Here is a 23,704-nt window from a genome sequence, read left to right on the forward strand (position 1 = left end):
TTACGCGCTCCTCAGGTTCAGGCGGCGGATAAGGTCGGTTTCAAGTTGACGGTCCGGGTCGGCTTTGGCGGCCTCAGCCTGCCATTTGCCGAGCTCGGGATACATTGCCCGGATGGTGGCGCCGTCGGCGAGAGAATCCTTGGCGAGGTAGATGCGCCCGTCGGCGGCCGCCGTCTGTTCACCGAGGTCGCGGATCAGGCCCTGAGCCTTGTCGCGGTTGGGAAAGTCGACGGCCAGCGTGTAGCCCTCGGTCGGGAAGGAGAGGAAGCCGGCACCCTCGGGGCCTAGCCGTTTGAGCACGGCCAATGGGGAGGCAAGGCCCGATCCGGCAATGGCCTCGATCATACTGTGCAGGGTGTCGGTTTGGTCCATCGGCAGCACACATTGGAACTGGTGGAAGCCGCGCTTGCCATAGAGGCGGTTCCAATCGAGCACCCGGTCGAGCGGGAAGAAGAAATCCTGGAGCGTGCGGGTGCGCGTGCGGCCCTCTTCTGGGATGCGCTTGAAGTAGCGGGTGTTGAACGCCTTAACGACGGGTTTGGACAGGGCAAAGCGCGGGGCATCAACCGGAACGGATTTGGCCCGGCCCAGTTTGGGCGGCGTGTCGAGGCTGTGTTCGGCCTCTTCAACAATTCCGCGTCCCAGCTCCGAGCCGCGCGCCGTGGCGTCGATCCAGCCGACGGTATAGTGGGCATCGGAAGCATCGAGCAAGGCGAGGTGTTCCTCGAGATCGCCGGCGCGGCTTTCACGAACCTTCATCGCCTGGCCCGAGATCGGTGCCATCTGGATGGTGGCCGAAACGATCAGGCCGGTTTGGCCCAATCCGCCACGGGTTGCGTTGAAAAGTGATTTGTTCCTGTCGGGGGTGATGGTCTTGGCTTTGCCCTGATGGATGAGGCGAATGGCGGTGATGTGATCACCGAAGGCGCCGTCGCGGTGGTGGTTCTTGCCATGCACATCCATGGCGATGGCGCCGCCAACGGTGGCAAAGCCGGTGCCGGGCATGACGGTGGGGATCCAGCCAGCCGGTGCGAACAGGCGCACCAGTTCACCAATAGAGATGCCGGCCTCGGCCTCGACAAGGCCGGTTTCCGGATCGAAAGAGAGGATGCGGTCGAGCCTTGTCATGTCGATGGCGCGGCCATCGGAGTTCAGGCAGGCATCGCCATAGGAGCGGCGTGCCCCAAACGCGGGGGTCGGGGGCAGGCCCTTCAGTGCCGAGATACGTTCAGGTCGGGCAAGATCGCCATCCGCCTTCAGGGCACGGCCCCAGCCGGAATAGGTGTCGGATTTCCAGCGCATCACAGCGCCCCCTTTTGATGGATTTGGGTCGATTTGGCTTCGGCGTGGGGAAAGATGGCCAGGCCGATGAGAATGGCGAACCACAAGGTGGTGAGGCGGATCACGGCCGTGGCCGGTACTGCGACCTCGGGCGGGATGCCTTCCATGTAGAGCAGGGCGACCATGGCTGCTTCGGCCCCGCCGACACCGCCGGGAGCCCCGGTCAGGCCACCTGCGAGGGTGGAGAAGACAAAGATCATCACCGCCTTCCAGAAGCCGATATCGGCACCGAACCAGCACAAGAGAAGGTGGAAGGCATAGCCTTCGGCCAGCCAGCCGATCAGGCCCAAGAGAGCGGCAAAGCCGAGCGTCTGGGGGTGGGAAAAGGCGCGCAGGGATGTGGCGGCGCGGCGGATGCGGGTCATCAGGCGCGGCAACAGGCCGGTGCGGCGGTAGAATTGGGTGGCAAGACCCGCCAGAAGGGCGGGGCGGGTAACAATGATGCTGGCGGCGATGGCCAGTGCGGCGACAGGGGCGGCTAGCGCAACGCCCCCGGCCGCCAGCGAGAGCGCGATGCCGAGGATCAGGCCCATGGCGGCAAGGTCCGAGGCACGGTCGATCAAGACAAGCGGCGCGGTCCGCTCGAACGCCCAACCGGTTTCGCGCGCAATCCAGCGCATGCGGATCAACTCGCCCACCCGGCCCGGGGTGACGGACATGGCAAAGCCGCCAAGGAAGTGGCGGATGTTCTGCGCGAGGGTCAGGGACAGGCCGAGGCGAGAGGCGAAGATATGCCAACGCAGGGCGCGGAAGAGATAGTTGACGAGGGAGAGCACCAGCAGGATGGCGATTTGCAGCGCGCCGAGCTTGGCCAGCTGTGCCATGGTTTCTTCCCAACCTGTGGCGGCGGCAAGGCTGATGAGCCCGCCGATGACCAACACGAAAAGCCCGCCCAGAAGGGCGAGATCGCGGAGCTTGCGCGGGGCAAGGGGGCGCTGGTTTGTACTGCTCATGCTCATTGCCGTCTATCTAGAGACAGATTGGGGCAAGAATATGGATTTGTTGCGGGAGCGGAAACAAAAAATCCCGGGTGGATGAGGTGCGTTGTTATTGGGTTTCGAATTGGCTGCGCCAATCCGACCGGCCGGGGGGCGCTGCCCCCCAGACCCCCCGGGATATTTGAGGCAAAAGGAAGAAGGGCCCGGTACACCCTCCAACAGAAAAGGGCCGCCTGACAGCGGCCCTTGTGAAATCTGTCGCGGGTAGGCTCAGACGATAGTCGCCTCGGTCTTGGCGATGACCTCTTCGCGGGTCACGCCGGGGGCGAGTTCGACGATGTGCAGGCCTTTGTGTTCGACCTCGAAGACGCACATGTCGGTGATGATCATGTCGACCACACCCTTGCCGGTGAGCGGCAGGGTGCATTCCTTCAAGACCTTGGTCTCGCCGTGCTTGTTGCAGTGGTCCATCACGACGATCACACGGCCGACACCGGCGACGAGGTCCATCGCGCCGCCCATGCCCTTGACCAGCTTGCCGGGGATCATCCAGTTGGCGAGATCGCCCTTCTCGTCGACTTCCATCGCGCCGAGGATCGCCATGGCGATCTTGCCGCCACGGATCATGCCAAAGCTTGTGGCGCTGTCAAAATAGGCGGTCTGGGGCAGTTCGGTGATGGTCTGCTTGCCGGCGTTGATCAGGTCGGCATCCTCTTCACCCGCGTAAGGGAAAGGGCCCATGCCCAGCATGCCGTTTTCCGATTGCAGCGTCACATGCACGCCTTCTGGGATGTAGTTCGAGACCAGCGTCGGGATGCCGATGCCGAGGTTCACATACATGCCGTCTTCGAGTTCCTGTGCGGCGCGGGCCGCCATCTGGTTACGATCCCAAGCCATTATGCGGTCTCCTTCTGGCGAACGGTGCGCTGCTCGATGCGTTTTTCGTGTGTACCCTGTACGATGCGGTGCACGTAGATGCCCGGCAGGTGGATGGCATCGGGGTCGAGCGAGCCGGTCGGCACGATCTCTTCGACTTCCATCACGCAGATGCGGCCGCACATCGCGGCAGGCGGGTTGAAGTTGCGGGCGGTCTTGCGGAAGATCGCGTTGCCGGTTTCATCCGCTTTCCACGCCTTGACGATCGAGAGATCTGCAAAGAGGCCCTCTTCGAGGATGTAGTCTTCGCCGTTGAACTCTTTCACTTCCTTGCCATCGGCGATCACGGTGCCAACGCCGGTCCTGGTGTAGAAGCCGGGGATGCCGTGACCGGCGGCGCGCATGCGCTCGGCAAGCGTGCCCTGGGGGTTGAATTCCAGTTCCAGCTCGCCCGAGAGGTACTGGCGCATAAACTCGGCATTTTCACCGACATAGGAGCTGATCATCTTCTTGACCTGGCGGGTCTGCAGCAGGATGCCGATGCCGAAATCGTCGACGCCCGCATTGTTGGACGCAAAGGTCAGGTCCTTGACGCCACTGTCCTTAATCGCATTCAGCAGAAGCTCTGGGATGCCGCAGAGGCCGAAACCGCCGGCGGCGATCAGCATGTTGTCATGCAGCAGGCCATCAAGCGCCTCGGCTGCGGAAGAATAGACTTTTTTCATGGAAAACTCCCTTTCGGTGTCGGGACCGTATGTGACGCCCTGACGCAGCGGAGTCAACAAGCGGTGCCTACGCAGTTCTACGTAGTCAGGATGGCTGTGATCGGGTTAGTCTGGTCCTGCGAACGGGACAATTGCGAACAGGAGAAACAAGGGGCGCATTGTCATGATCATTTTTGTTGGTGGCCTGATCGGGGCCGGCAAATCGACCATTGCCCGCAGGATCGCGGGTGAGTTCGGGTGTCATTATTACGACGCGGATGACACCAAACGGCGGTTTTTCGAGGCCGACCCGGATTTCGAGCGCAACATGGCAGAAGGTATCCCGTTTTCCGACGCGACGCGGGTGAAGGTGTTCGAACAGGTAATCGCCGACCTGGAGATGATGCGGGAGCGGCACGACCATGTCGTTGTGGACGAAACCCTGCACCGGCGCGACCTGCGCCAGCGGCTTTATCAGGCGGCAGAGCGGCTCTACGGCTCGTTCCTGATCGTCTGGGTGCGGGCCGATGACGAGGTGATCCTGGAACGCTTGTCGTCGACCGTACGCAAGGGCCATGTGCTGGACGATCCGGTGGCAATGTACCAAGGGTTTCGCAAGACGTTCCAAGAGTTCAACCGGCCGGTGATCGTGGTCAACAACAATGGCGACGCGGACGAAGAGATCGCGCAGTTGCGGGTGTTGCTGGAAAGCGTGGCGGGGTTGGTGGGGCGGCAAGCATAGACGGGTTATCACCAGCCCGACGGGACGGGCAGGTGATCGCGCGGCGGGCAGACGCCCATGACTCCGCGCGGGGATTGGCAATCCTGCTTTACGTCTTCTTGGCCGGAGCCTTCTTTTTCGGTGTCGCCTTCTTACGCGTGCCGCCTTTCTTGGCCGCCTTCTCGGCAATCAGGGCCACGGCCATGTCCATGGTCATGTCTTCGGGTTTGACATCCTTGGGAAGGGTGGCGTTGACCTTTTCATGCTTTACATACGGCCCGTAGCGCCCGTCCATCACGTTGACCGGTCCGCCGCTTTCTGGATGTTCACCCAACTCCTTGAGCGGTTTGGCGGCGGCACGGCTGCCACGGCGGCCCGGGTTGGCGCGTTTCTCGGCCAGCAGTTCGACCGCGCGGTTCATACCGATCTCGAACACGTCCGCCGGGTCCTTGAGGTTGGCATAGACCGGTTTCGCCTCGTCCGGCAGCTGGTGCATGACGTATGGCCCGAAACGGCCAAAGTTCGAGGAGATCAAGCCGCCCTCGGGGTGGTCGCCGATCTGGCGCGGCAGGGACAGGAGCACAAGAGCCTTTTCGAGGTCCATATCGTCCTTGTTCCAGCCCTTGGGCAGCGAGGCCCGCGGTGGTTTCTTGTTCTCGGGCGTGGGTTCACCACGCTGGACGTAAGGCCCGAACCGACCGGATTTGAGCCAGATCTCGTCGCCAGCGTCCTCGCCCAGCACACGTTCGTCGCCCTCGGCGCCTTCGCCGGCAATGGGGCGGGTATAGGTGCATTCGGGGTAGTTGCCGCAGCCGACAAAGCCGCCTGTGCGCGAGGTTTTCAAGTGCAGACGCCCCTCGCCGCATTTCGGGCAGATGCGCGGATCGGACCCGTCTTCGCGCGGCGGGTAGAGCTGATCGCTGAGCGCCTCGTCGAGAACGTTGAGAACTTCAGTGATTCGTAGCTCAGAGGTTTCGGCAATCGCCGCCGAGAAATCCTGCCAGAAGCGGTTCAGCACGTTCTTGTAGTTGCGGTTGCCGGCGCTGACGTCATCAAGTTCTTCTTCGAGGTTGGCGGTGAATTCGTAGCCAACATATTTGCGGAAGAAGTTCAGCAGGAAGATCGTGACGATGCGGCCCTTGTCTTCTGGGAAGAGGCGGTTCTTGTCCTTGCGGACATATTCGCGGTCCTGGATCGTGGTGATCACGCTGGCATAGGTCGAGGGGCGGCCGATGCCGAGCTCTTCCATGCGTTTGACCAGAGTTGCCTCGGTATAGCGCGGCGGCGGCTGAGTGAAATGCTGCTCCGGCGTGACGCCGTGTTTCGAGGCGCTCTCGCCTTCCATCACTTGTGGCAGGCGCTTGTCGTCATCATCGACAACCTGATCATCGCGGCCTTCCTCATAGACCTTGAGGAAGCCGTCAAACAGCACCACCTGGCCGGTGGCGCGCAGGGCGACCTGGCCGTCTGAGCTGCCCACATCGACCGTGGTGCGCTCCATCCGGGCGCTTTCCATCTGGCAGGCGAGGGTGCGTTTCCAGATCAGGTCATAGAGTTTGCGCTGATCGGGTTCGCTGAGTTTAAGCGAGGCTGCATCGGCTTCCATGTTGGTGGGGCGGATACACTCGTGCGCTTCCTGAGCGTTCTTGGCCTTGTTCTTGTAGATGCGCGGGGAGGAGGGCACGTATTCGGTGCCATAGCGTGCGCCGATAGCGTCACGGGCGGCGCTGACTGCCTCTGGGGCCATGTCGATGCCGTCGGTCCGCATATAGGTGATGTGCCCGGCCTCATAGAGACGCTGGGCGGTGGACATGCATTGACGCGCGCCCATGCCGAACTTGCGGCTGGCCTCTTGCTGCAGTGTCGAGGTCATGAAGGGCGGGGAGGGGTTGCGGGCGGCCGGTTTGGCCTCGACCGATTGCACGGTGAGGTCGCGGCTTTCGATCGCCTGCACCGCCAGCTCGGCCTGGGTTTCGTTCTCGATGCTGTATTTGTCGAGTTTTTTACCGGCCAGCGTGGTCAGCCGGGCCTCGTATTGTTTACCGCGCGGCGTTCCGAGCAGAGCCTTGACCGACCAGTATTCACGCGGGTTGAAAGCTTCGATTTCCATTTCGCGCTCGACGATCAGGCGCAGGCAGACGGATTGCACCCGACCTGCGGAACGCGCGCCGGGCAATTTGCGCCAGAGCACCGGTGAAAGGTTGAAGCCGACAAGATAATCAAGTGCCCGACGGGCGAGATAGGCGTCGACCAGCGGCTGGTCGATCTCGCGCGGGTTCTGCATCGCCTCGGTCACCGCCGATTTGGTGATGGCGTTGAACACGACGCGGGAAACCGGCGTGTCTTTTTTCAGGGCGCGGCGTTTGCGCAGGGCCTCTTCCAAATGCCAGCTGATCGCCTCGCCCTCGCGGTCGGGGTCGGTTGCGAGAATGAGGTTCTGATCGTCCTTCAATGCGTCGGCGATGGCTTTCACGTGTTTGCGCGAATCGTTGCCGACCTCCCATTTCATGTCAAATTCATGCTCGGTATCTACCGAACCATCCTTGGGGGGCAGGTCTCGCACGTGGCCATAGGAGGCCAGCACGGTGTAATCCTTGCCAAGGTATTTGTTGATGGTTTTTGCCTTGGCTGGGGATTCGACAACAACTACGGGCATGAAATTCCTTCCGACTCGAACGGCCTCTTATGGCGGCGGAACATGGTTCGGGACAGGGGGGATTGTCAATGCGCCGTGATTTTGCAGGATGTGTTTAGGGAAATTGGCACGCATTTGAGCAAAGGAACAAGGGCATGAGACGAATAATCATTCTGGGGCTGGTCTTGTTCGCCAGCGTCGTGCGTGCCGATTACTTCGAACCAAAGCGTGGCTCAGAGATGCGACAGGCGCTGATGGATGCGTTGCGACCGCACGCGGAATGGCTGTTGGGCGCGCCAGCACTGTTCGTGATTTCCGAATTGCGGGTCGCCACGAAGAAAGATTTGGGATTGCCCTTTGACGTGGCCTTTGCGGTTGTGGAAGCGCGACGGCCCGACGGGTCCGAGATCAACCTGTGGGAAACACCGGGCGTGGAGCGCGGCGATCTTGATCCGCACAGCATGGACGGGGCGACCTTCCAGGTGCTCTATCGTCGCGAAGGCAAAATGTGGGTGGCGGTGCATTGGGAGATCGGAGCACTGGATGCTTGGTTTACCGATACGATTTATTGCCCGGACTATTTCGCGGTCATTCCCGAGGTTTGCGCAGGCTAACGCCAAGGCATTTTCATGAGGTTTTCGCGACTTCACAGAGGCGGTGGTCGGTCGTTCCGTGCCGGGTTCAGCCGCGTTTCGCCTCCGGCGCAAGGCTCAACATGCCACCAGATTGACGTGTGATCTGTCCGTCGAGTTCCAAATCCAGAAGGACTGGTGCGACGGCATGCGCTGGGCTGTGCAGGTCGCGAATCAACTGGTCCTCGGCGATGGGCGAGGGGCCGAGACGATCGAGGATTTGTTTGTGCAGCGCGGCCGTTTCGCGCAAAGTCCGTTTTTTTGGTGACGGTGAATGGGTGTCGGCTGACGGGACCGGAGGGGGTGTTGGCTCCAGAGCCAGGCACTGTTGGCTCTGAGTGGGGTTGGATATGGGACCCAAGGCCTCAATCACGTCATCGGCGTTGCGCACCAGCCGTGCACCGTCGCGGATCAGCATGTTGCAACCCGAGGCCCGCGCATCGAAGGGATGGCCGGGCACGGCCAGCACCTCGCGGCCCTGGTCCAGAGCGTTTTTCGCGGTGATCAGCGAGCCGGACTTTGCCGCCGCCTCGATCACCACGACCGCGCGGGCCAGACCGGAGATCAGCCGGTTGCGGTGGGGGAAATGCCTTGCCTGGGGCGTCACGCCGATGGGTTGTTCCGAAATCCGCAGACCGTTTTTTTCGATCTCGGCCGCCAATGCGGTATTCTCGGACGGGTAGATCACGTCGACCCCGCCAGCCATAACCGCAATGGTGCCGCTCGTGACCGTGGACTTGTGGGCGGCGGTATCTACCCCGCGCGCCAGCCCCGAGACGATGACAAAGCCGCGCTCGGCCAGGTCCTGCGCCAGCCCACGCGCCATGCGGGTGCCGAGAGACGAGGCATTGCGGGCGCCGACCATGGCAATCACCGGGCGTGACAGGATTTGGGTCTGCCCTTTGACCCACAGGAGTGGCGGCGCATCGTCCAGATCGGCCAGCGCCATGGGATAGTCCGGCGTGCCGATCGCGACCAACCGGGCTCCGGCTTTGCGGCCTGCGCGCAGTTCACCCAAGGCGGCCTCTTCGCTCCAAACGGCGTAGGATTGGACCCCGGCGGCCGTGGCGATGTCAGGCAGGGCCGCAAGCGCCGCATTCGCGCTGCCATGATCGGCCATAAGCCGATAGAATGTGGAAATCCCCACCCGTCGAGAACGCAATAAGCGGAGCCACGACAGCTGTTCATCTTCCGTGGTGGGTGGGAGTGGGGGGTGAGTGGAAGAGTGAAACTCTTGCGCCATCGTGACTCCGCCTGCTTACGAAATCATGTTTAGCGCGCAAATGATTAACGGCCCGTAAACCATAGCGAGAAACCCTAAAAAAGATTCTCCTAGGCCCTATTCCTGGCGCAGAACAGCGCCCGGATTCATTATCCCTTGGGGGTCGAGCGCCATCTTGATCGCCCGCATTGCCGCCAGCCGGGCCGGGTCGCCATAGCGTTCCAGATCGCTTGACTTGAGCCGCCCAACGCCGTGTTCGGCAGAGAACGAGCCGCCCATTTCGACCACGATGTCATGCACCAACTCCTGCACGCGTGGCCCGAGGCCGGGGAAATCGGCACGGGTTTTGCCGGGCAGGGGGAAGACGTTATAATGCAGATTGCCGTCTCCCAGGTGACCGAAGCAGTTGATCCGGAAATCGCCCAGTCTGGCCAGCTCCTGTCCGGCGCGGATGATGAAATGGCTGATCTCGCTCAGAGGCAGCGACACGTCGTGGCTGGAGATCGAGCCGACGAGCCGGTTGGCCTCGGGAATCTGCTCGCGGATTTCCCACAGGTTGTCGCGCTGAGCTTCGGACTGGGCGACGATGCCGTCACTGACCAGCCCGGCTTCGAGCCCGGTTTCAAACAGCCGTTCAAGCGCATCCTGTGCTCTGAGACCGCCCGAGAGCCCCAATTCGATCAAGGCCATCCATTGCGGTGCGGGGTCAAACGGGCGGCGGATGTCAGGCAGTTTCTCGGCCAGGAAATTAAAACCGGTCCCGTCGATCAGCTCAAACGCGCTGACGGCTTCGCCAACCTGGTCGCGCGCCATGGCCAGCAGGTCCAGCGCGGCGCGGGGGCTGTCGACGATCAGAAGCGCGGTGCCGCTGTCGCCGGGGGTGGGTGAAAGCTTCAGCGCGGCGGCGGTGATCACCCCCAGCGTGCCTTCGGCCCCAATGAGCAAGTTGCGCAGGTCGTAACCCGTGTTGTCTTTCCTGAGCCGTGTCAGCCCGTGATATGTGCTGCCATCGGGCAGGACTGCCTCGATCCCGAGACAGAGATCGCGGGCATTGCCATAGCGCAGCACGTTGACGCCGCCCGCATTGGTCGAGAGGTTGCCGCCGATCCGGGCCGAACCCTTGGCGGCGATGGTCAGCGGGAATAGGCGATTATGCGCTTCGGCGGCTTCGTGAATGTCCTGCAGAATGGCGCCTGCTTCGGCCACGAGTACGTTTTCTTCGGGATAGACTGCGCGAATGGCATTCATCCGTTCCAGCGAAAGGATCATCGGGGTCGGGCCGTTGGGCATGACCTGGGCGCCGACGAGGCCTGTGCCGCCGCCATAAGGCAGAACCGGCACACGGGCGGCATTAGCCGCGCGGATCGCGGTTGCAACATCTTGCACGTTGGTGGGCGCCACGACGATCCCGGCCTGGCCGTGCCATTTGCCACGGGGCTCTTCCAGGTAACGGGGCTCAACCGGCCGCAGGGCCGCGTCGGGCAGGGCGGCGCGCAGAATCTCGATGAAGGTGGTATCGACGGGGTTCAGGGTCATGTCCAAGACATAGCATCCTCAAGCCCGCTGTCGACGGGGCAATTCGCGCCTGTTTCTGTCTTGACCCAAACGCTCAAAACCCGACGCCGTCTGCGGGCGCCCGGATTTATGGTCATTCCGGGTCGCGCAGAAAACGAGGGCGCAGCACATGCACGGTTGGGTGTCGGGGCAAGGTGCGAAGCGAGACGGTCAGGCTGGTGGCGCCATTGTCGATGATGGCGAACTCGTCCGCCATGCCGGTGAGGAATGCATCCAGCGTCCAGCCTTCGAACCAATGCATCGGGATCACCGTCGAAGATTTCAGCCGTTTCAACACTTTGATCATCGTGGGCAGGTCTAGGGTCATGCCACCATCCACGGCCGCCATGACCACGTCGAGCCTGCCGAGGGCGGCGTATTGGGCCTCGGTGGGTTCATGGTGCAGGTGACCCAGATGGCCAATGCAAAGCCCGGCGACTTCGAACACGAAGATCGAGTTGCCAGCGGGTTCGATCCCGTCAAAGCTGCGGATGTCGGTGGGGATATTGCGCAGAAGCAGGTCATTCAGTTGTAACCGGTGTCGCGCGGCGGTGCCCGGTGTTTCACCCCAGCCCTGCAGGACGAAGCGAATGGCGGGGTCGGGAACCGGCGTCCAATGGGTATCATGGGCGTGGTTCATGGTGACGATGTCGGGGACCAATCCGGTTGTGCCGATGAAGCCGGTGTAGTCGGTTACTGCGCTGACCCCATCCGGGGTCTGGATCAGGAACGAGGCATGGGCGATGTAACTGATCCGGACGGTGTGATCGGGCAGGGGATCGCGGAAGCTGGCCTTGTGCAGGTATTGCAGTCCGGGGGCTGCGTCGGCGATGGCGATGCACTGGCTGGGGCCGGTTTGAGCGTGTGCTGGCGGTGCCAGGAGCAGTAGCAGGGGCAGAAGGAATCGCAACATGGCGTGATCATAACACGCGTTTGTCTACAGAGAGTGCGAAGCGGTCCTCGGGGAGGTGCGCATGAATGCGAACCCTACGGGAGCGGGGCAATCGTACGGCCGCCCGTCAGAATGGAAGAGCGGGTTCAGCCGACGTCCGTTCGCCCGCGCCGGTCGCTGCGCAAGGCGGCATAGAGCACATGTGTACGCCAACGCCCGTCGATCTGCAGATAGCTTTGCGCCACGCCTTCGTATTTGAAACCGGATTTCTCCAAGAGCCCGCGAGAGGCCGTGTTTTCGGGTAGGCAGGCGGCTTCGATCCGGCTCAGGTCCAATTGGTGGAAGGCGTGGTGTACCATCGCTTCGATCGCCTCACGCATGTAGCCCTGCCGGGCAAAACTTTCACCAACCCAATAGCCCAGCGTACCAGCCTGGGCCGGGCCGCGGCGGATGTTGTCGAGGGTGATCGCGCCAACGAGGGTTTCGTCAGAGCGGCGGATCATGAACAGCGGCAGGGCGCTGCCCGAGCCAATCGAGCGCTGGGCCCAGTAGACGCGGTTGGTAAATGCCCGGCGGCTGAGGTGATCGTCGGCCCAGGCGGGTTCCCACGGGGTCAGGAACTCTTCGCTGGCGCGCCTAAGCGCAGTCCAGGGGTGGAAATCGGCGTGGATGGGCGCGCGCAGGGTCAGGCGTTCGGTTTCGATCCGGATTTTCCTGCGTGCGCGGTAGAGCATCAGGCGGCACGCCTTTGATTGAGCGCCTCCAGCGTCGGAGCATTGCCCACCGGTCCGTAAAGTGCCAGCGCCGCACCGGCCTCGGCCACCAGCGATCCGGCAAAGTCACGTACGGCGGTACGGTCTACGGCGTCGATGCGGGCGACAACCTCATCAAGCGACGGGATGCGGCCCCAGATCTGCATCATCCGCGCCAGACGTTCAGCCCGGTTCGACGGGCTTTCCAGTCCCATCAGCAGTCCGGCTTTCATCTGAGCGCGGGCGCGGTCCACCTCGGCCTCGGACATGTCGTCAGCAGCGCGGCGCATCTCGTCAACTGTGATACCGGCAAGTTCGGGAAGTTGTTCGCCCGAGGTGCCAGCATAAATGGTGATCATGCCGGTATCGGAATAGGCGCCGGTTTGGGCAAAGATCGTGTAGCAGAGGCCGCGTTTCTCGCGCACTTCCTGAAACAGACGCGAGGACATGCCACCGCCAAGCGCGTTGGAATAGACCTGTGCGGTATAGATGTCTGGGTTGCGGTAATTGGGCGCTTCGAAGGCCAGGGCAAAATGCGCCTGTTCCAGCGTTTTTTCCTGCCGCGTTTCACCCCCAGCAAAGCGGGCGGGTTCAGGTGTTGCGGGGCTGAGCGGGGTCATGCCTCCGAACAGGGCTTCGGCCTGTTTGACGATTGTGTCGTGATCCACGGCCCCAGCGGCGGCCAGAATCATCTGGCCCGGGCCGTAATGTTCTCCAACGAAGGCCTTGAAATCGTGTTGGCCAAAGCCGCGCACCTGTTCGGGCGGGCCAAGAATGGTGCGGCCCAGTGCCTGTTCGGGATAGGCGCGTTCCTGCAACCAGTCGAAGATCACGTCATCGGGCGTATCCAGCGCCTGACCGATCTCTTGCAGGATCACACCGCGTTCGACCTCGATCTCGTCCTCGGCGAAAACCGGGTTCAAAAGGATGTCGCCGATCACGTCGATGGCAAGACCCACATCGGCTCCCAACACGCGAGCGTAATAGGCGGTGGTTTCGCGGCTGGTATAGGCGTTGATATAGCCGCCGACGTCTTCGATCGCTTCGGCAATTTCGAGCGTTGTGCGCTTTTCGGTGCCCTTGAAGGCCATGTGTTCAAGGAAATGGGCGATGCCGTTCTGTTCGGGGCGCTCGTTGCGTCCACCGGCGGTTACCCAGATGCCGACACTGGCCGATTGCAGGCCGGGCATATGCTCGGTTACAACGCGAAACCCGTTGGGCAGGGTCGTGATTTGTTGACTCAACGACGGCGCTCCTGGATCAGGGCCTCGATCTGGGCCAGGTCGTTTTCGACGCGGGTCACACGCTCGTCCCGGTCAAACAGGTCCGCCATGCGTGGGGGCAAGGGCGGATGGACGCCGGTGGCCGCTTCCACTGCTGCCGGGAATTTGGCCGGGTGGGCAGTGGCCAGCGTGATCATCGGAGTGGCCGTGTCGCGTTGTTCTTCGGCCACCTTGACGCCCACGGCTGAGTGGGGGCAGAGCAGCTCGCCGGTTGACGCGGACATCTGGGTGATGGTGGCAGAGGTTTCCTCCTCGGAACAGCGGCCGCTGTCATATTCTTCCCGCAGGGCCTGTAGCGCGCCTTGGGAGACGCTGAACCCACCAGCCTTGAGTTCGTCCATCAGCTGGGCCACGGCGGTGCCGTCGCGCCCGTAGGCCTCAAACAGGGCGCGTTCGAAATTCGAGCTGACCTGGATGTCCATCGATGGGCTGATCGAGGGGGTAACGCCGTCGGGTTTGTAATCTGAGGTCGAAAGGCAACGGTGCAGGATGTCGTTCTGGTTCGTCGCCACCACCAGCCGGTCGATGGGCAGTCCCATGCGCTTGGCCAGATAACCGGCAAAGATGTCGCCGAAATTTCCGGTCGGGACGGTGAACGAAACCTTGCGGTCGGGCGCGCCGAGGCTCACGGCAGAGGTGAAGTAATAGACGACCTGCGCCAGCACCCGGGCAAAGTTGATCGAGTTGACCCCGGCAAGGCCGACAGCGTCGCGGAATTCGAAATGGTTGAACATGTCTTTGACCCGCGCCTGGCAATCGTCAAAATCACCGGTGAGCGACAGGGCGTGGACATTGGCCTCGGATGGCGTGGTCATCTGGCGGCGCTGTACGTCACTGACCCGGCCATGCGGGAAGAGGATGAACACGTCGACATTGTCGAGGCCCTTGAAGGCCTCGATGGCGGCGCTTCCGGTATCGCCCGAAGTGGCACCAACGATGGTGACGCGCTTGCCGTTGCGTTCCAAAGCGGCCTGGAACAGCTGGCCGATCAGCTGCATGGCGAAATCCTTGAAAGCCAGCGTCGGCCCGTGGAACAGCTCGAGCAGGAAATGGTTGGGTGCCAGCTGCACCAGCGGCGCGCGGGCCTCGTGACCGAAACCGACATAGGCCTTGTCGATCAACCCGCGGAACTCGGCATCAGTGAACGTGTCGCCGACGAAGGGACGCATGATGCGAAAAGCACATTCCTCGTAAGACTGGCCATTTAGCGCGGCGATCTCTTCGCGGCTGAATGTCGGTATGGTCTCGGGCAGGTAGAGGCCACCGTCGCGGGCCAGCCCGGTCAGCATCGTGTCTTCGAAATTGAGCGCGGGGGCTGTGCCGCGGGTCGAGATGTATCGCATGGTTCAGTCTTTCACGAACGTGTCGTCGCGCGTCTGCGACGAAGGAAGTAGAGGCTCATTACCACCCAGGTCAGGGCGAGACCATACCAGGTGAGTACGTATTCCAGATGTCGGTTGGGAATGCTGGCGCTGTCGGTCGGCAGAGGGGTGATCCGGGGATCATCGGGCGTGGTGGTGCGGGCGATAATCATCGTCTCTTCGGTACCCAGATGCGCGGCCAGCGGGGGCACGTCGCGGGCGTACCAGATATTGGCACCCAGATCGTTGTCCGGCGTGTAGCTGTCGGTTTCATCCGGCCAGTAGAGATTGCCGGTCAGCTGGACCTCGGATGCGGGGCGGGGGTAGTCCTTGTCGGTCAGGCGGATAAAGCCGCGGTCTACCAGGAGTTTGCGACCGTCAGTCTCGAAGGCCTGAATGATGCGATATCCGGCGCCAAAGTCACGGGTCGAGACCAGGACGTGGATTTCCGGCCCTGTAAACTGCCCCGTTGCGGTGATCGCAAGAAAACGGTGTTTGTCGGGATCGGGCGCGGCAGGCAGTGTGACCGGGGCGGCTCCGATGGTGGCCTCGATCTGGGTAAGATAGGTCTGCTTTTCGCCCATGCGTCGCACCTGCCAGTTGCCCAGCGAAATAAGCACGACCAGCACGAGGACGGAAAAGATCAGGAAGGGCAGGTTTCGGTGCAAGGGTCGGGTCCGGATGGAGGCAGATTGGCAGAGCCCGGTTTAGGCGTGAACCGATCCCCTGTGCAAGAGGCAAACCCGCCCCCGGCCCAGCTCCCACCCATGCCGGTGTTGCGTGTGTGGTGGCGTTGCACCAGCCCACCCCGCTGCGCCGGGGGCTCGCGCTTCATTTGATGCCAATATGTTGCGCCTGGCTGAAGGACGCTACGCGAAGAGTATTTGGTCCAAGAAAGAGAACCATGTTTCATGGTCTCCCTTTTTGAAAAGCACTCAAATCGTGACAGCTCGCCTGGCGAAGCGCGGTCCCTCGCAGGGCGGCGCAACACCTCGAAAAAAAGAAGCGCCCCGCTGGTCTGCAGGGCGCTTCCTGTGTTCGCGCGTTTCTTGGAAGTGTTGGCCTCAGCCGCCCCAGATGTAGACGGCGGCAAACAGGAACAGCCAGACCACATCTACGAAGTGCCAGTACCATGCAGCGGCCTCGAAGCCGACATGGCTTTCCGGGGTGAAGTGGCCGGCATTCAGGCGCAAGAGGCAGACCAAAAGGAAGATGGTGCCGACGATCACGTGGAAGCCGTGGAAGCCAGTGGCCATGAAGAAGGACGCACCGTAGATATTTCCGGCAAAGCCAAACGAGGCGTGGCTGTACTCATAGGCCTGGAACACGGTGAACAGAACACCCAGTGCCACGGCGATGATCAGCCCCCATTTCATGTCCGAGCGGTTGTTTTCATGCGCAATGGCGTGGTGCGCCCAAGTGGCCGCCATGCCCGAGCACAGCAGGATCAGGGTGTTGATCAGCGGCAGGTGCCAGGGGTCAAACGTCTCGATCCCCGCGGGCGGCCATTGGCCGTCGACCAGCGGGCTTTCCGGGCCCATCGGGTACATGGCATGTTTGAAGAAGGTCCAGAACCAGGCCGAGAAGAACATCACCTCGGAGATGATGAACAGCACCACGCCATAGCGCAGGCCGATCTTCACCACAGGCGTATGATCGCCGATTTTGCTTTCATGGACGACCTCGGCCCACCAGCCATACATGACGTAGAACACCATGAGAAAGCCGACGATCATCACCCAGGCGGTGATGTCGTGGAAGTAGAGCACCGAGCCAAAAAGCAGGGTGAACCCGGCCATCGCGCCCAGAAGCGGCCAGATAGAGGGGTTCAGAATGTGGTAGTCGTGATTTTTTTCGTGCGCCATATTTATCCCTCGTTGGAGGCTTGGTTGATCTTGTTGGTTTTCTGGTCCGCCCGGGCGGTTTCCGCCTCGGGCATATCGATCTCGTAGAACGTGTAGCTCAGCGTGATCGTGTGAACGTATTTCGCATCGCGATCCTCGACCATTTCGGGATCGATGTAGAAGCTGACCGGCATGTCGATGCGCTCGCCCGGCTCGAGCACCTGTTCGGTGAAGCAGAAGCAGTCGACCTTGGTGAAGAAGCCGCCGGCCTCATAAGGCGTGACGTTGTAGCTGGCCTGTCCGGCGATGGGTTTGTCGGTGGGGTTATAGGCCTCGTAGAAGGCCAGACCGGTCTCACCGATGCGGATTTCCATCTGTTTCTGCGAGGGGCGGAACTCCCAGCCAAAACCCTTGGCCTGGCTGGCATCGAAACGGACCTTAATGGTGCGGTCGAGAATCTTGTCGCTGCCCTGATCGGCCACCTGGGTCACGCCGCCAAAGCCGGTGACACGACAAAACCAATCGTAGAATGGCACTGAAGCCCAGGCCAGCGCACCCATCACCAGCACGACGCTGACGGTTTGTACGACGGTCTTTTTCTTCGGGTCCATCGCCATCAGTTGCTGCCCTCCGCCTGCGAGGGGGGGACAGTGTTGAAATCGCCACGCTTGGTTTTCACCAGGGTCAGGCCGAAGACCAGGGCGACAAAGGCGATTAGCACCAACCCCAGGCCGACATTACGGCCAAGGCGGCGTCGATGCATTTCATGTTCTACCTTCAGCGCCATCTTACCAGCCTCCCACGCCGTAGGCCCGCAATCCCGATTCCAGCAGGATCGCGCAGAAATGGCCGAAGAGGTAGAGCAGCGACAGACCGAAGACCTTTTTCTCGGTGCGGTAACTGTCGGATTCGGCCGTTGTTTCGTCGCGACGCCAGATGTCGACGGCGCCCTTGAGGAACAAGGCGTTCAGGATGAGCGAGACGGCGAGATAGATCGGTCCGCCGATCGAGGTGGCGGCAATGCCAAGCGCGATCGGGGCCAGTAGAATGGTGTAGACGAGTATATGGCTGCGGGTTGCCTTGCGGCCGTGGGTCACGGTCAGCATCGGCACCTTGGCCTCGTGATAGTCGGCCTTCATGAACAGCGCCAAGGCCCAGAAATGCGGCGGGGTCCACATGAAGATCAGGGTGAACATCAGCACGGATTCGACGGATACCCCGCCGGTGGCCACGGCCCAACCGATCATCGGGGGGAAGGCCCCGGCCGCACCGCCGATGACGATGTTCTGCGGTGTCGAGCGTTTCAGCCACATGGTGTAGACGACGACATAGAAGAAGATGGTGAAACCCAGGATCGCGGCGGCAACCCAGTTGGTCGCCAGCCACAGCATGGTTACCGACAACACCGACAGGAAAGCGCCAAAGCCCATGGCCTCGCCCTCAGTCACACGGCCCGCAGGGATCGGGCGCGACTGGGTGCGCTTCATGATCCGGTCGATATCGGCATCCCACCACATATTGAGCGCGCCTGAGGCGCCGCCGCCCAGTGCAATGAACAGGATCGCGGTGAAGCCGATGAACGGGTGTACCGGCACCGGTGCAGCGAGCAGGCCAACCAACGCGGTGAAGACGACAAGCGACATGACACGCGGCTTCAGCAACGCGAAAAAATCGCTAAAGCCAGCGTCGCCCTGCTGTACCTGTGTCTGGATCGAAGTGTCGGTCATTTGGTCGCCCTAAGTCTTGTTCGGGGCCCCGCGTGGCAGGGCCCCTGAGGTCCGGATCAGTTCAGAGCCAGAACGTCGACATACTCTTCGGTCTCGGTGACCTGGGCGAGCCATTTGTCGTAGGCTTCCTGGCTGACCGCTTTGACGGTGATCGGCATATAGGCGTGGTCCTTACCGCAGAGCTCGGAACATTGGCCGAAATACACGCCTTCCTTTTCGACGTTGAACCACAGCTGGGCCAGGCGGCCGGGAACCGCGTCTTGTTTTACACCGAAGGCGGGGATGGTCCAGGAGTGGATCACGTCATCGGCGGTCACGGTCATGACCACGGTTTTACCAACAGGCACCACGACCGAGGTGTCGGTGGCGAGCAGGAATTCGTCATCGTTGAAGCCCGCGTCGACCAGCTTGGCGCGCATGGCGTCATCCAGGACGAAAGGAGTGACGTCGGCATCGGCCGGGCGCACGCTTTCATCAAGGCTCGACGGGTTGCCGATCATGTAGCTGTCGAACTCGAAGTTGTTTTCGGTGTCGGTATATTCGTAGGTCCAGTACCACTGGTGGCCGGTGACCTTGATGTTGACTTCGCCCTCGGGGATGATCTGTTGCTTGAACAGAACCGGCAGCGAGAACGCACCGATGAACACCAGGATCACGATTGGACCGATGGTCCACAAAATCTCGATCGGGGTGTTGTGGGTAAAGCTTTTGGGGGTCGGGTTGGCGCGGCGGTTGTAACGCACGATCACGATCCCGATCAGAGCGAATACGAAGATACAGATCGCAGTGATGATCCAGAGCAGCAGGTTGTCGAGAAAAATGATGTCGCGCATCAATTCCGTCGCCGGCGGTTGAAAGTTGAGTTTCCCATCAACCGGCTTGCCGAGGGTTTCCAGAGCATTCTGGGCGAAGGCCGGAGCAGCGGCCAGCGAGGCCAGAAGGGTCAGGAAGGAAGTGAAAAGTCGCATATGTCACCCTGATCGGTTTTCGTGTTCATCATTCTTGTGTCGCGGGCCTTGCGCGCGAGGCGCGAAATACCCGTTGTTTTCCCGCGCATAGAAACCATATCCTCACTTGAGAAACAAGAATCCCGCCCGCGGCAAACAGACGCTTTTTTGACATAGATCAAATTTACGACGCATGGAAGACAGGAAGAAACCCTAATGTCAGACACATCTTTCCGGCCCTTCGAACAGGCGCTTGATCTTGAGAAGTCCCTTGCCCTGTTGCGTCGCGCCACCGACGGCGCCGAGGATGGCGAGATTTTTCTGGAGCGTCGCCGCGGTGAGGCGCTGGTTTTCGACGATGGAAAAGTGAAAACGGCAAGCTATGACGCGTCCGAGGGATTCGGGTTGCGAGCGGTGATGGGCGAGGTCGCCGGATACGCCCATTCGACCGAGATTTCCGAGGCTGCCCTGGCCCGCGCGGTGGATACGGCGCGGCTTGCGGTGGGCGAGGGCGGCGGCATGCTGGCCGATGGGCCAGTGCCAACCAATCGCCGGTTATACGCGGATGCCGATCCGATCAGCGACGCCGCGTTCCCGGTCAAGATCGAGACGTTGCGCGAGATCGACGCATATATGCGCGGTTTGGACAGCCGGGTGGTGCAGGTCGCGGCCACGATTGCGGCGTCCTGCCAGGAGGTGGAAATCCTGCGCCCTGATGGGCAGCATCTGCGGGATGTACGCCCGATGACACGGGTCAATGTCAGCGTGATCGTCGAAGAGAACGGCCGCCGCGAGAGCGGCAGCGCCGGGGGCGGCGGACGCGTAGCACTTACCGGGCTGTTGGACCCGAGCGATTGGCAGGCCAAGGCGAAAGAGGCATTGCGGATCGCGCTGGTGAACCTTGAGGCCGAACCCGCCCCAGCGGGTGTGATGGACGTTGTTCTTGGGCCGGGCTGGCCGGGTATCCTGTTGCACGAGGCCATTGGTCACGGGCTGGAAGGGGATTTCAATCGAAAGGGCAGTTCCGCCTTTGCCGGGTTGATGGGGGAGCGGATCGCTTCGCCCGGCGTGACGGTTCTGGATGATGGAACAATCCCGGATCGGCGCGGGTCGATCAGCTTTGATGACGAGGGCACGCCGAGTTCGAAGACCACGCTTATCGAGGATGGTATCCTGGTGGGGTTCATGCAGGACCGGCAGAATGCGCGGCTGATGGGGGTCGAGCCCACCGGCAACGGGCGGCGTGAGAGCTTCGCCCATCCGCCGATGCCGCGGATGACCAACACTTACATGATGGGTGGTGACAGCGATCCGGGCGATCTGGTGTCGTCGATGAAGGATGGCATCTGGGCCGTGGGTTTTGGTGGCGGGCAGGTGGATATCACCAATGGCAAGTTCGTGTTTTCCTGCACCGAGGCCTACCGCGTCAAGGATGGCAAAGTCGGCGCGCCAGTGAAGGGCGCGACGCTGATCGGCGACGGGGCTACGGCACTGAACAATATCCGGGGTCTTGGCAATGACATGGCGCTGGACCCCGGTATGGGCAATTGCGGCAAGGCGGGCCAATGGGTGCCGGTGGGCGTGGGCCAGCCGACGACGTTGATCGGCGGGTTAACCGTCGGCGGCGCGGCCGTGTGACAGCCTCCTTCGCAAGCGGATCGGCATGCCGCGATTTTTCGGTTCCGCAGCGTCACAGTTTTGGATGCGGGTTCAGTGTAGTTTAACGGAGATGAAGATCCCGGTCCGCGCTTGTGATGATTAGGAAAACAAAAGTTTAACGAAAAAATTGTTGCCGCCCGAACGGGCAGGCAGGGTGACAGGAGGAGCTTTTGAAAGTCGGTCCGCTTGACCACATCCACAGGATCCTGGACTCGGTGTCGGTTGAAGGTTTGTGGAATGCTTTGCTGGATGTAGTGGGCGGGTATGGGTTTGATCGGCTGTTTTACGTGTCGACGCAGTTGGGGACCCAAGACAGCTGGGGCAGCAAAGTTGACTGGCTGTTGCTGACCAACCATCACCGCGAGATTGTCGACCGATTTGTTGGCGAGGACCTCTACAAGAGTACAGCAAAAGTGCACCGGCCGCCGGGTGGGAAGGCGGGCGCATACAGTTGGCGTGAAACCCGCAGGCGCGACAGCGACGCCGAATTGACCGAGGCCGAGCAGCGCCATCTTGAGTTGACCAGGGCGCATGATGTGACCAGCGGCTACACGATCTGGTTTCCGGCGCACAATTCACGCAGCAAAAGCGTTCTTGGCATGTGCGCGCGGAGCGGATTGTCCCAAGAAGATGTCGATGCCGTCTGGGCGCATGCGGGCGACGAGATCCACGCGCTGGTTCAGATCGCGCATCTGAAGCTGCTCAGCCTGCCGCCGCCGGACGATCGCAAGCGCCTGACCGCACGGCAGGTCGAAATCCTGGAGTGGACCGCGGACGGCAAGACCGTGCGTGATATTGCCGAGATTCTGGACCTGAGCCTGGGGACGGTGGAGAAACACCTGCGCCAGACCCGGCAGGCATTGAATGTGGGAACCACCGCCGAGGCGGTGCTGAAGGCGGCGGCGTTGAACCAGCTCTTTTTAATCAAGGCCAAGGGCGCGCCCGAGGACCGGTAGGCTATGGCGCTGACACCGCGTCCCAGTCGAGGTCGAACTTGCCAAGGTATTTGCGCAGCCGGTCGGCATCGTTGCGGGTCGTCTTACGGGCGCGCGATTGAGCGAAGAGGCTGCGGCCTGCGGCGCTAAGGCTGGAAGAGCGGCGGCAGGTGCGGATGACTTCGGCCAACTGGACAAGATCGAATGGGTCGATGTCGTCGACTGCGCTGCCGAGAACCGACGCCACCAGCCGGGCGTCGTGATCGGTGCTCGAGCTGTGCCAATCGCGGCGCAGGGTTTCGATTTCTTCGTCGATCATGGCGCGGGTGATGCGGCCGCGCGGGGCGAGAGTGCACAGACGCCGGACCGAGCCGCCGAAATCGCGGAAGTTGCCCGGCCATTGGGTGGCGGGATCGCGAGCAAAGCGCAGATAGGTGTCGAGCGCATCCGAGTTGAAGCCGACCTGGGTGCCCAGATCGCGCTCGGCACGGGCGAGTTCGAAGGCCAGGTTGGTCTCGATGTCTTCGCGTCTTTCACGCAGCGGGGGCAAGGCGAAACTCCACATGTTGAGACGCGCCAGAAGGTCAGGGCGGAAGCGGCCCTCGGCGGTCAGTGCGCGCAGGTCGCGATTGGCCCCGGCGATGATCTGAAACCGGGACGAGACCTCGTGATCCGAGCCGAGAGGGTAGAAACGGCCGGTTTCGATGGCGTGCAGCAGGATGGACTGGACGTTGGGGGAGAGTTCATCAACCTCATCAAGGAAGAGCACCCCACCATCGGCCTCGCGCAAGAGGCCGCCGCGTTCCGAACCCGCCTGCCCGGCATAGCTGCGCCGTTGGCCAAAGAGGGTGGCCACGGCATCGGGCGTGTTCAGCGTGGCGCAGTTGACATGAACGAGGCGACCTTTGACCCGGCGCCGGTCGAGTTTGAGGTTGTAGATCCGCTCGGCCAGTTCGGTTTTGCCTGTGCCGGTTTCGCCAAGCAGCAAAATCGGCTCGTTCGAGTTGCCCGCGACAAGCTCGATCCGGTTGATCAGCGCGTTGTAGATGGGGTTGCGGGTTTCGATGCCACCTTTCAACTGGTCGCTATATTCGCGCGCCAATTGATCAAAGCGCTGTTGCAGCAGGTTGTAGCGGCTGAGGTCAAGGTCGATGACGTCAAAGGTTGGCGGTTGGTTTTCGCCGCGTGGCGGGCCGGTCTGGATCAGGCGGGCGGGGACATGGCGGCTTTCGGTCAGCAGATACCAGCAGATCTGCGCAACATGGGTGCCGGTGGTCAGGTGCACGTGATAGCGTTCGCGATCCTCGTCAAAACCGTAGGTGCGGGCAAAATCGAATAGCTTGCCGTACACCTCTTGGAAATCCCAAGGGTCCTCAAGGTCGAGGGTGTGCAGAAGGACCTCGGTCTCGGGGGAGATCTCTTCAATCTCACGTTTGACGTTGTGGGCGAGGCGATTGAACCGGTTGTCATGCAACAGTTCCAGGCGTTCGACCGGGAATTCATCATGCATGGTCAAGCTGGGCGTCGGCTTCCAACGCCGTCTGCGCCCCATATCGAGCTGGGTTCCAAGGAATCCGATGACGACGTTTCTCATGTAGATATCCAAAAATATAAAAGGAGATATTTCTTTATACTATCTCGATGCGATGGAAAACTCAAATTTCTATTTAAGTGCCTTATT

Annotated in this window: 22 protein-coding genes; 4 read left to right on the forward strand and 18 right to left on the reverse strand. The window is 61.6% G+C overall.

Annotation, left to right across the window (positions count from 1 at the left end):
• The 4 genes from RXV86_RS01730 to RXV86_RS01745 form a co-directional block, all read right to left on the reverse strand.
• On the reverse strand, nucleotides 1-1,302 hold the full coding sequence (locus tag RXV86_RS01730; protein ID WP_316297073.1) for an FAD-binding oxidoreductase: 1,302 nt from the start codon (nucleotides 1,300-1,302) through the stop codon (nucleotides 1-3).
• On the reverse strand, nucleotides 1,302-2,294 hold the full coding sequence (locus tag RXV86_RS01735; protein ID WP_316297074.1) for a lysylphosphatidylglycerol synthase transmembrane domain-containing protein: 993 nt from the start codon (nucleotides 2,292-2,294) through the stop codon (nucleotides 1,302-1,304). Before RXV86_RS01735 ends, RXV86_RS01730 begins: the two co-directional genes overlap by 1 nt.
• Before the next feature lie 255 nt (nucleotides 2,295-2,549).
• On the reverse strand, nucleotides 2,550-3,176 hold the full coding sequence (locus RXV86_RS01740) for a CoA transferase subunit B (protein WP_316297075.1): 627 nt from the start codon (nucleotides 3,174-3,176) through the stop codon (nucleotides 2,550-2,552).
• Entirely contained in the window at nucleotides 3,176-3,880 is a 705-nt protein-coding gene (locus RXV86_RS01745; protein WP_316297076.1) for a CoA transferase subunit A, read from the reverse strand. The genes RXV86_RS01740 and RXV86_RS01745 overlap by 1 nt, the downstream gene beginning before the upstream one ends.
• Before the next feature lie 163 nt (nucleotides 3,881-4,043).
• Between RXV86_RS01745 and RXV86_RS01750 the strand changes: the two genes are divergently transcribed.
• Nucleotides 4,044-4,601: an AAA family ATPase gene (locus RXV86_RS01750; RefSeq protein WP_316297077.1), complete on the forward strand. Its 558-nt coding sequence runs from the start codon at nucleotides 4,044-4,046 to the stop codon at nucleotides 4,599-4,601.
• 88 nt (nucleotides 4,602-4,689) lie between these two features.
• Here RXV86_RS01750 and topA read toward each other — a convergent pair whose 3' ends face one another.
• Nucleotides 4,690-7,236, reverse strand: coding sequence for a type I DNA topoisomerase (gene topA / locus RXV86_RS01755; RefSeq protein WP_316297078.1), 2,547 nt, complete (start codon nucleotides 7,234-7,236; stop codon nucleotides 4,690-4,692).
• Between the two features lie 134 nt (nucleotides 7,237-7,370).
• On the opposite strand from topA, the gene RXV86_RS01760 reads away from it, so the two are divergent.
• On the forward strand, nucleotides 7,371-7,829 hold the full coding sequence (locus tag RXV86_RS01760) for a hypothetical protein (RefSeq protein ID WP_316297079.1): 459 nt from the start codon (nucleotides 7,371-7,373) through the stop codon (nucleotides 7,827-7,829).
• 67 nt (nucleotides 7,830-7,896) lie between these two features.
• Here RXV86_RS01760 and dprA read toward each other — a convergent pair whose 3' ends face one another.
• From dprA to coxB, 12 genes are all read right to left on the reverse strand, one after another.
• On the reverse strand, nucleotides 7,897-9,090 hold the full coding sequence (gene dprA, locus RXV86_RS01765) for a DNA-processing protein DprA (protein WP_316297080.1): 1,194 nt from the start codon (nucleotides 9,088-9,090) through the stop codon (nucleotides 7,897-7,899).
• Nucleotides 9,091-9,186: 96 nt separating this feature from the next.
• A complete protein-coding gene (locus RXV86_RS01770) occupies nucleotides 9,187-10,605 on the reverse strand; it encodes an FAD-binding oxidoreductase (RefSeq protein ID WP_316297081.1) in 1,419 nt (472 codons plus the stop codon).
• A gap of 112 nt (nucleotides 10,606-10,717) precedes the next feature.
• Nucleotides 10,718-11,536: an MBL fold metallo-hydrolase gene (locus RXV86_RS01775; RefSeq protein WP_316297082.1), complete on the reverse strand. Its 819-nt coding sequence runs from the start codon at nucleotides 11,534-11,536 to the stop codon at nucleotides 10,718-10,720.
• A 125-nt stretch (nucleotides 11,537-11,661) separates the two neighbouring features.
• Nucleotides 11,662-12,249: a GNAT family protein gene (locus tag RXV86_RS01780; protein WP_316297083.1), complete on the reverse strand. Its 588-nt coding sequence runs from the start codon at nucleotides 12,247-12,249 to the stop codon at nucleotides 11,662-11,664.
• A complete protein-coding gene (locus RXV86_RS01785; RefSeq protein WP_316297084.1) occupies nucleotides 12,249-13,511 on the reverse strand; it encodes a pitrilysin family protein in 1,263 nt (420 codons plus the stop codon). The genes RXV86_RS01780 and RXV86_RS01785 overlap by 1 nt, the downstream gene beginning before the upstream one ends.
• Nucleotides 13,508-14,893 (reverse strand): threonine synthase, encoded by a 1,386-nt coding sequence (gene thrC / locus RXV86_RS01790; protein WP_316297085.1) that lies wholly within the window; start codon nucleotides 14,891-14,893, stop codon nucleotides 13,508-13,510. The genes RXV86_RS01785 and thrC overlap by 4 nt, the downstream gene beginning before the upstream one ends.
• Nucleotides 14,894-14,904: 11 nt before the next feature.
• Nucleotides 14,905-15,579, reverse strand: coding sequence for an SURF1 family protein (locus tag RXV86_RS01795; RefSeq protein ID WP_316297086.1), 675 nt, complete (start codon nucleotides 15,577-15,579; stop codon nucleotides 14,905-14,907).
• A 396-nt stretch (nucleotides 15,580-15,975) separates the two neighbouring features.
• Nucleotides 15,976-16,776: a cytochrome c oxidase subunit 3 gene (locus tag RXV86_RS01800; RefSeq protein ID WP_316297087.1), complete on the reverse strand. Its 801-nt coding sequence runs from the start codon at nucleotides 16,774-16,776 to the stop codon at nucleotides 15,976-15,978.
• Between the two features lie 2 nt (nucleotides 16,777-16,778).
• Complete coding sequence (locus RXV86_RS01805) at nucleotides 16,779-17,372, reverse strand: cytochrome c oxidase assembly protein (RefSeq protein WP_316297088.1); 594 nt, start codon at nucleotides 17,370-17,372, stop codon at nucleotides 16,779-16,781.
• Nucleotides 17,372-17,542: a hypothetical protein gene (locus RXV86_RS01810; RefSeq protein WP_316297089.1), complete on the reverse strand. Its 171-nt coding sequence runs from the start codon at nucleotides 17,540-17,542 to the stop codon at nucleotides 17,372-17,374. Before RXV86_RS01810 ends, RXV86_RS01805 begins: the two co-directional genes overlap by 1 nt.
• Nucleotide 17,543: 1 nt before the next feature.
• Nucleotides 17,544-18,482, reverse strand: coding sequence for a heme o synthase (cyoE, locus tag RXV86_RS01815; RefSeq protein WP_316297090.1), 939 nt, complete (start codon nucleotides 18,480-18,482; stop codon nucleotides 17,544-17,546).
• Between the two features lie 56 nt (nucleotides 18,483-18,538).
• Complete coding sequence (gene coxB, locus RXV86_RS01820; protein WP_316297091.1) at nucleotides 18,539-19,450, reverse strand: cytochrome c oxidase subunit II; 912 nt, start codon at nucleotides 19,448-19,450, stop codon at nucleotides 18,539-18,541.
• Between the two features lie 195 nt (nucleotides 19,451-19,645).
• On the opposite strand from coxB, the gene RXV86_RS01825 reads away from it, so the two are divergent.
• Both RXV86_RS01825 and RXV86_RS01830 read left to right on the forward strand, forming a co-directional pair.
• Entirely contained in the window at nucleotides 19,646-21,067 is a 1,422-nt protein-coding gene (locus RXV86_RS01825; RefSeq protein WP_316297092.1) for a metallopeptidase TldD-related protein, read from the forward strand.
• Nucleotides 21,068-21,258: 191 nt separating this feature from the next.
• Nucleotides 21,259-22,044 carry a LuxR C-terminal-related transcriptional regulator gene (locus RXV86_RS01830; protein WP_316297093.1) on the forward strand — a complete coding sequence of 262 codons (786 nt, stop codon included), beginning with the start codon at nucleotides 21,259-21,261 and terminating at the stop codon, nucleotides 22,042-22,044.
• A gap of 1 nt (nucleotide 22,045) precedes the next feature.
• Here RXV86_RS01830 and rtcR read toward each other — a convergent pair whose 3' ends face one another.
• Entirely contained in the window at nucleotides 22,046-23,617 is a 1,572-nt protein-coding gene (gene rtcR, locus RXV86_RS01835; RefSeq protein WP_316297094.1) for an RNA repair transcriptional activator RtcR, read from the reverse strand.
• Nucleotides 23,618-23,704 lie beyond the last annotated feature (87 nt).

It is taken from the genome of Aliisedimentitalea sp. MJ-SS2, assembly GCF_032586155.1.
Lineage (GTDB): Bacteria > Pseudomonadota > Alphaproteobacteria > Rhodobacterales > Rhodobacteraceae > JAWHTC01.

Bases quoted from the DNA above. Each gene is read 5' to 3' on its own strand.
- RXV86_RS01730 (WP_316297073.1), bottom strand. From the start codon at position 1,302: ATGCGCTGGAAATCCGACACCTATTCCGGCTGGGGCCGTGCCCTGAAG.
- RXV86_RS01735 (WP_316297074.1), bottom strand. From the start codon at position 2,294: ATGAGCAGTACAAACCAGCGCCCCCTTGCCCCGCGCAAGCTCCGCGAT.
- RXV86_RS01740 (WP_316297075.1), bottom strand. From the start codon at position 3,176: ATGGCTTGGGATCGTAACCAGATGGCGGCCCGCGCCGCACAGGAACTC.
- RXV86_RS01745 (WP_316297076.1), bottom strand. From the start codon at position 3,880: ATGAAAAAAGTCTATTCTTCCGCAGCCGAGGCGCTTGATGGCCTGCTG.
- RXV86_RS01750 (WP_316297077.1), top strand. From the start codon at position 4,044: ATGATCATTTTTGTTGGTGGCCTGATCGGGGCCGGCAAATCGACCATT.
- topA (WP_316297078.1), bottom strand. From the start codon at position 7,236: ATGCCCGTAGTTGTTGTCGAATCCCCAGCCAAGGCAAAAACCATCAAC.
- RXV86_RS01760 (WP_316297079.1), top strand. From the start codon at position 7,371: ATGAGACGAATAATCATTCTGGGGCTGGTCTTGTTCGCCAGCGTCGTG.
- dprA (WP_316297080.1), bottom strand. From the start codon at position 9,090: ATGGCGCAAGAGTTTCACTCTTCCACTCACCCCCCACTCCCACCCACC.
- RXV86_RS01770 (WP_316297081.1), bottom strand. From the start codon at position 10,605: ATGACCCTGAACCCCGTCGATACCACCTTCATCGAGATTCTGCGCGCC.
- RXV86_RS01775 (WP_316297082.1), bottom strand. From the start codon at position 11,536: ATGTTGCGATTCCTTCTGCCCCTGCTACTGCTCCTGGCACCGCCAGCA.
- RXV86_RS01780 (WP_316297083.1), bottom strand. From the start codon at position 12,249: ATGCTCTACCGCGCACGCAGGAAAATCCGGATCGAAACCGAACGCCTG.
- thrC (WP_316297085.1), bottom strand. From the start codon at position 14,893: ATGCGATACATCTCGACCCGCGGCACAGCCCCCGCGCTCAATTTCGAA.
- RXV86_RS01800 (WP_316297087.1), bottom strand. From the start codon at position 16,776: ATGGCGCACGAAAAAAATCACGACTACCACATTCTGAACCCCTCTATC.
- RXV86_RS01805 (WP_316297088.1), bottom strand. From the start codon at position 17,372: ATGGCGATGGACCCGAAGAAAAAGACCGTCGTACAAACCGTCAGCGTC.
- RXV86_RS01810 (WP_316297089.1), bottom strand. From the start codon at position 17,542: ATGGCGCTGAAGGTAGAACATGAAATGCATCGACGCCGCCTTGGCCGT.
- cyoE (WP_316297090.1), bottom strand. From the start codon at position 18,482: ATGACCGACACTTCGATCCAGACACAGGTACAGCAGGGCGACGCTGGC.
- coxB (WP_316297091.1), bottom strand. From the start codon at position 19,450: ATGCGACTTTTCACTTCCTTCCTGACCCTTCTGGCCTCGCTGGCCGCT.
- RXV86_RS01825 (WP_316297092.1), top strand. From the start codon at position 19,646: ATGTCAGACACATCTTTCCGGCCCTTCGAACAGGCGCTTGATCTTGAG.
- rtcR (WP_316297094.1), bottom strand. From the start codon at position 23,617: ATGAGAAACGTCGTCATCGGATTCCTTGGAACCCAGCTCGATATGGGG.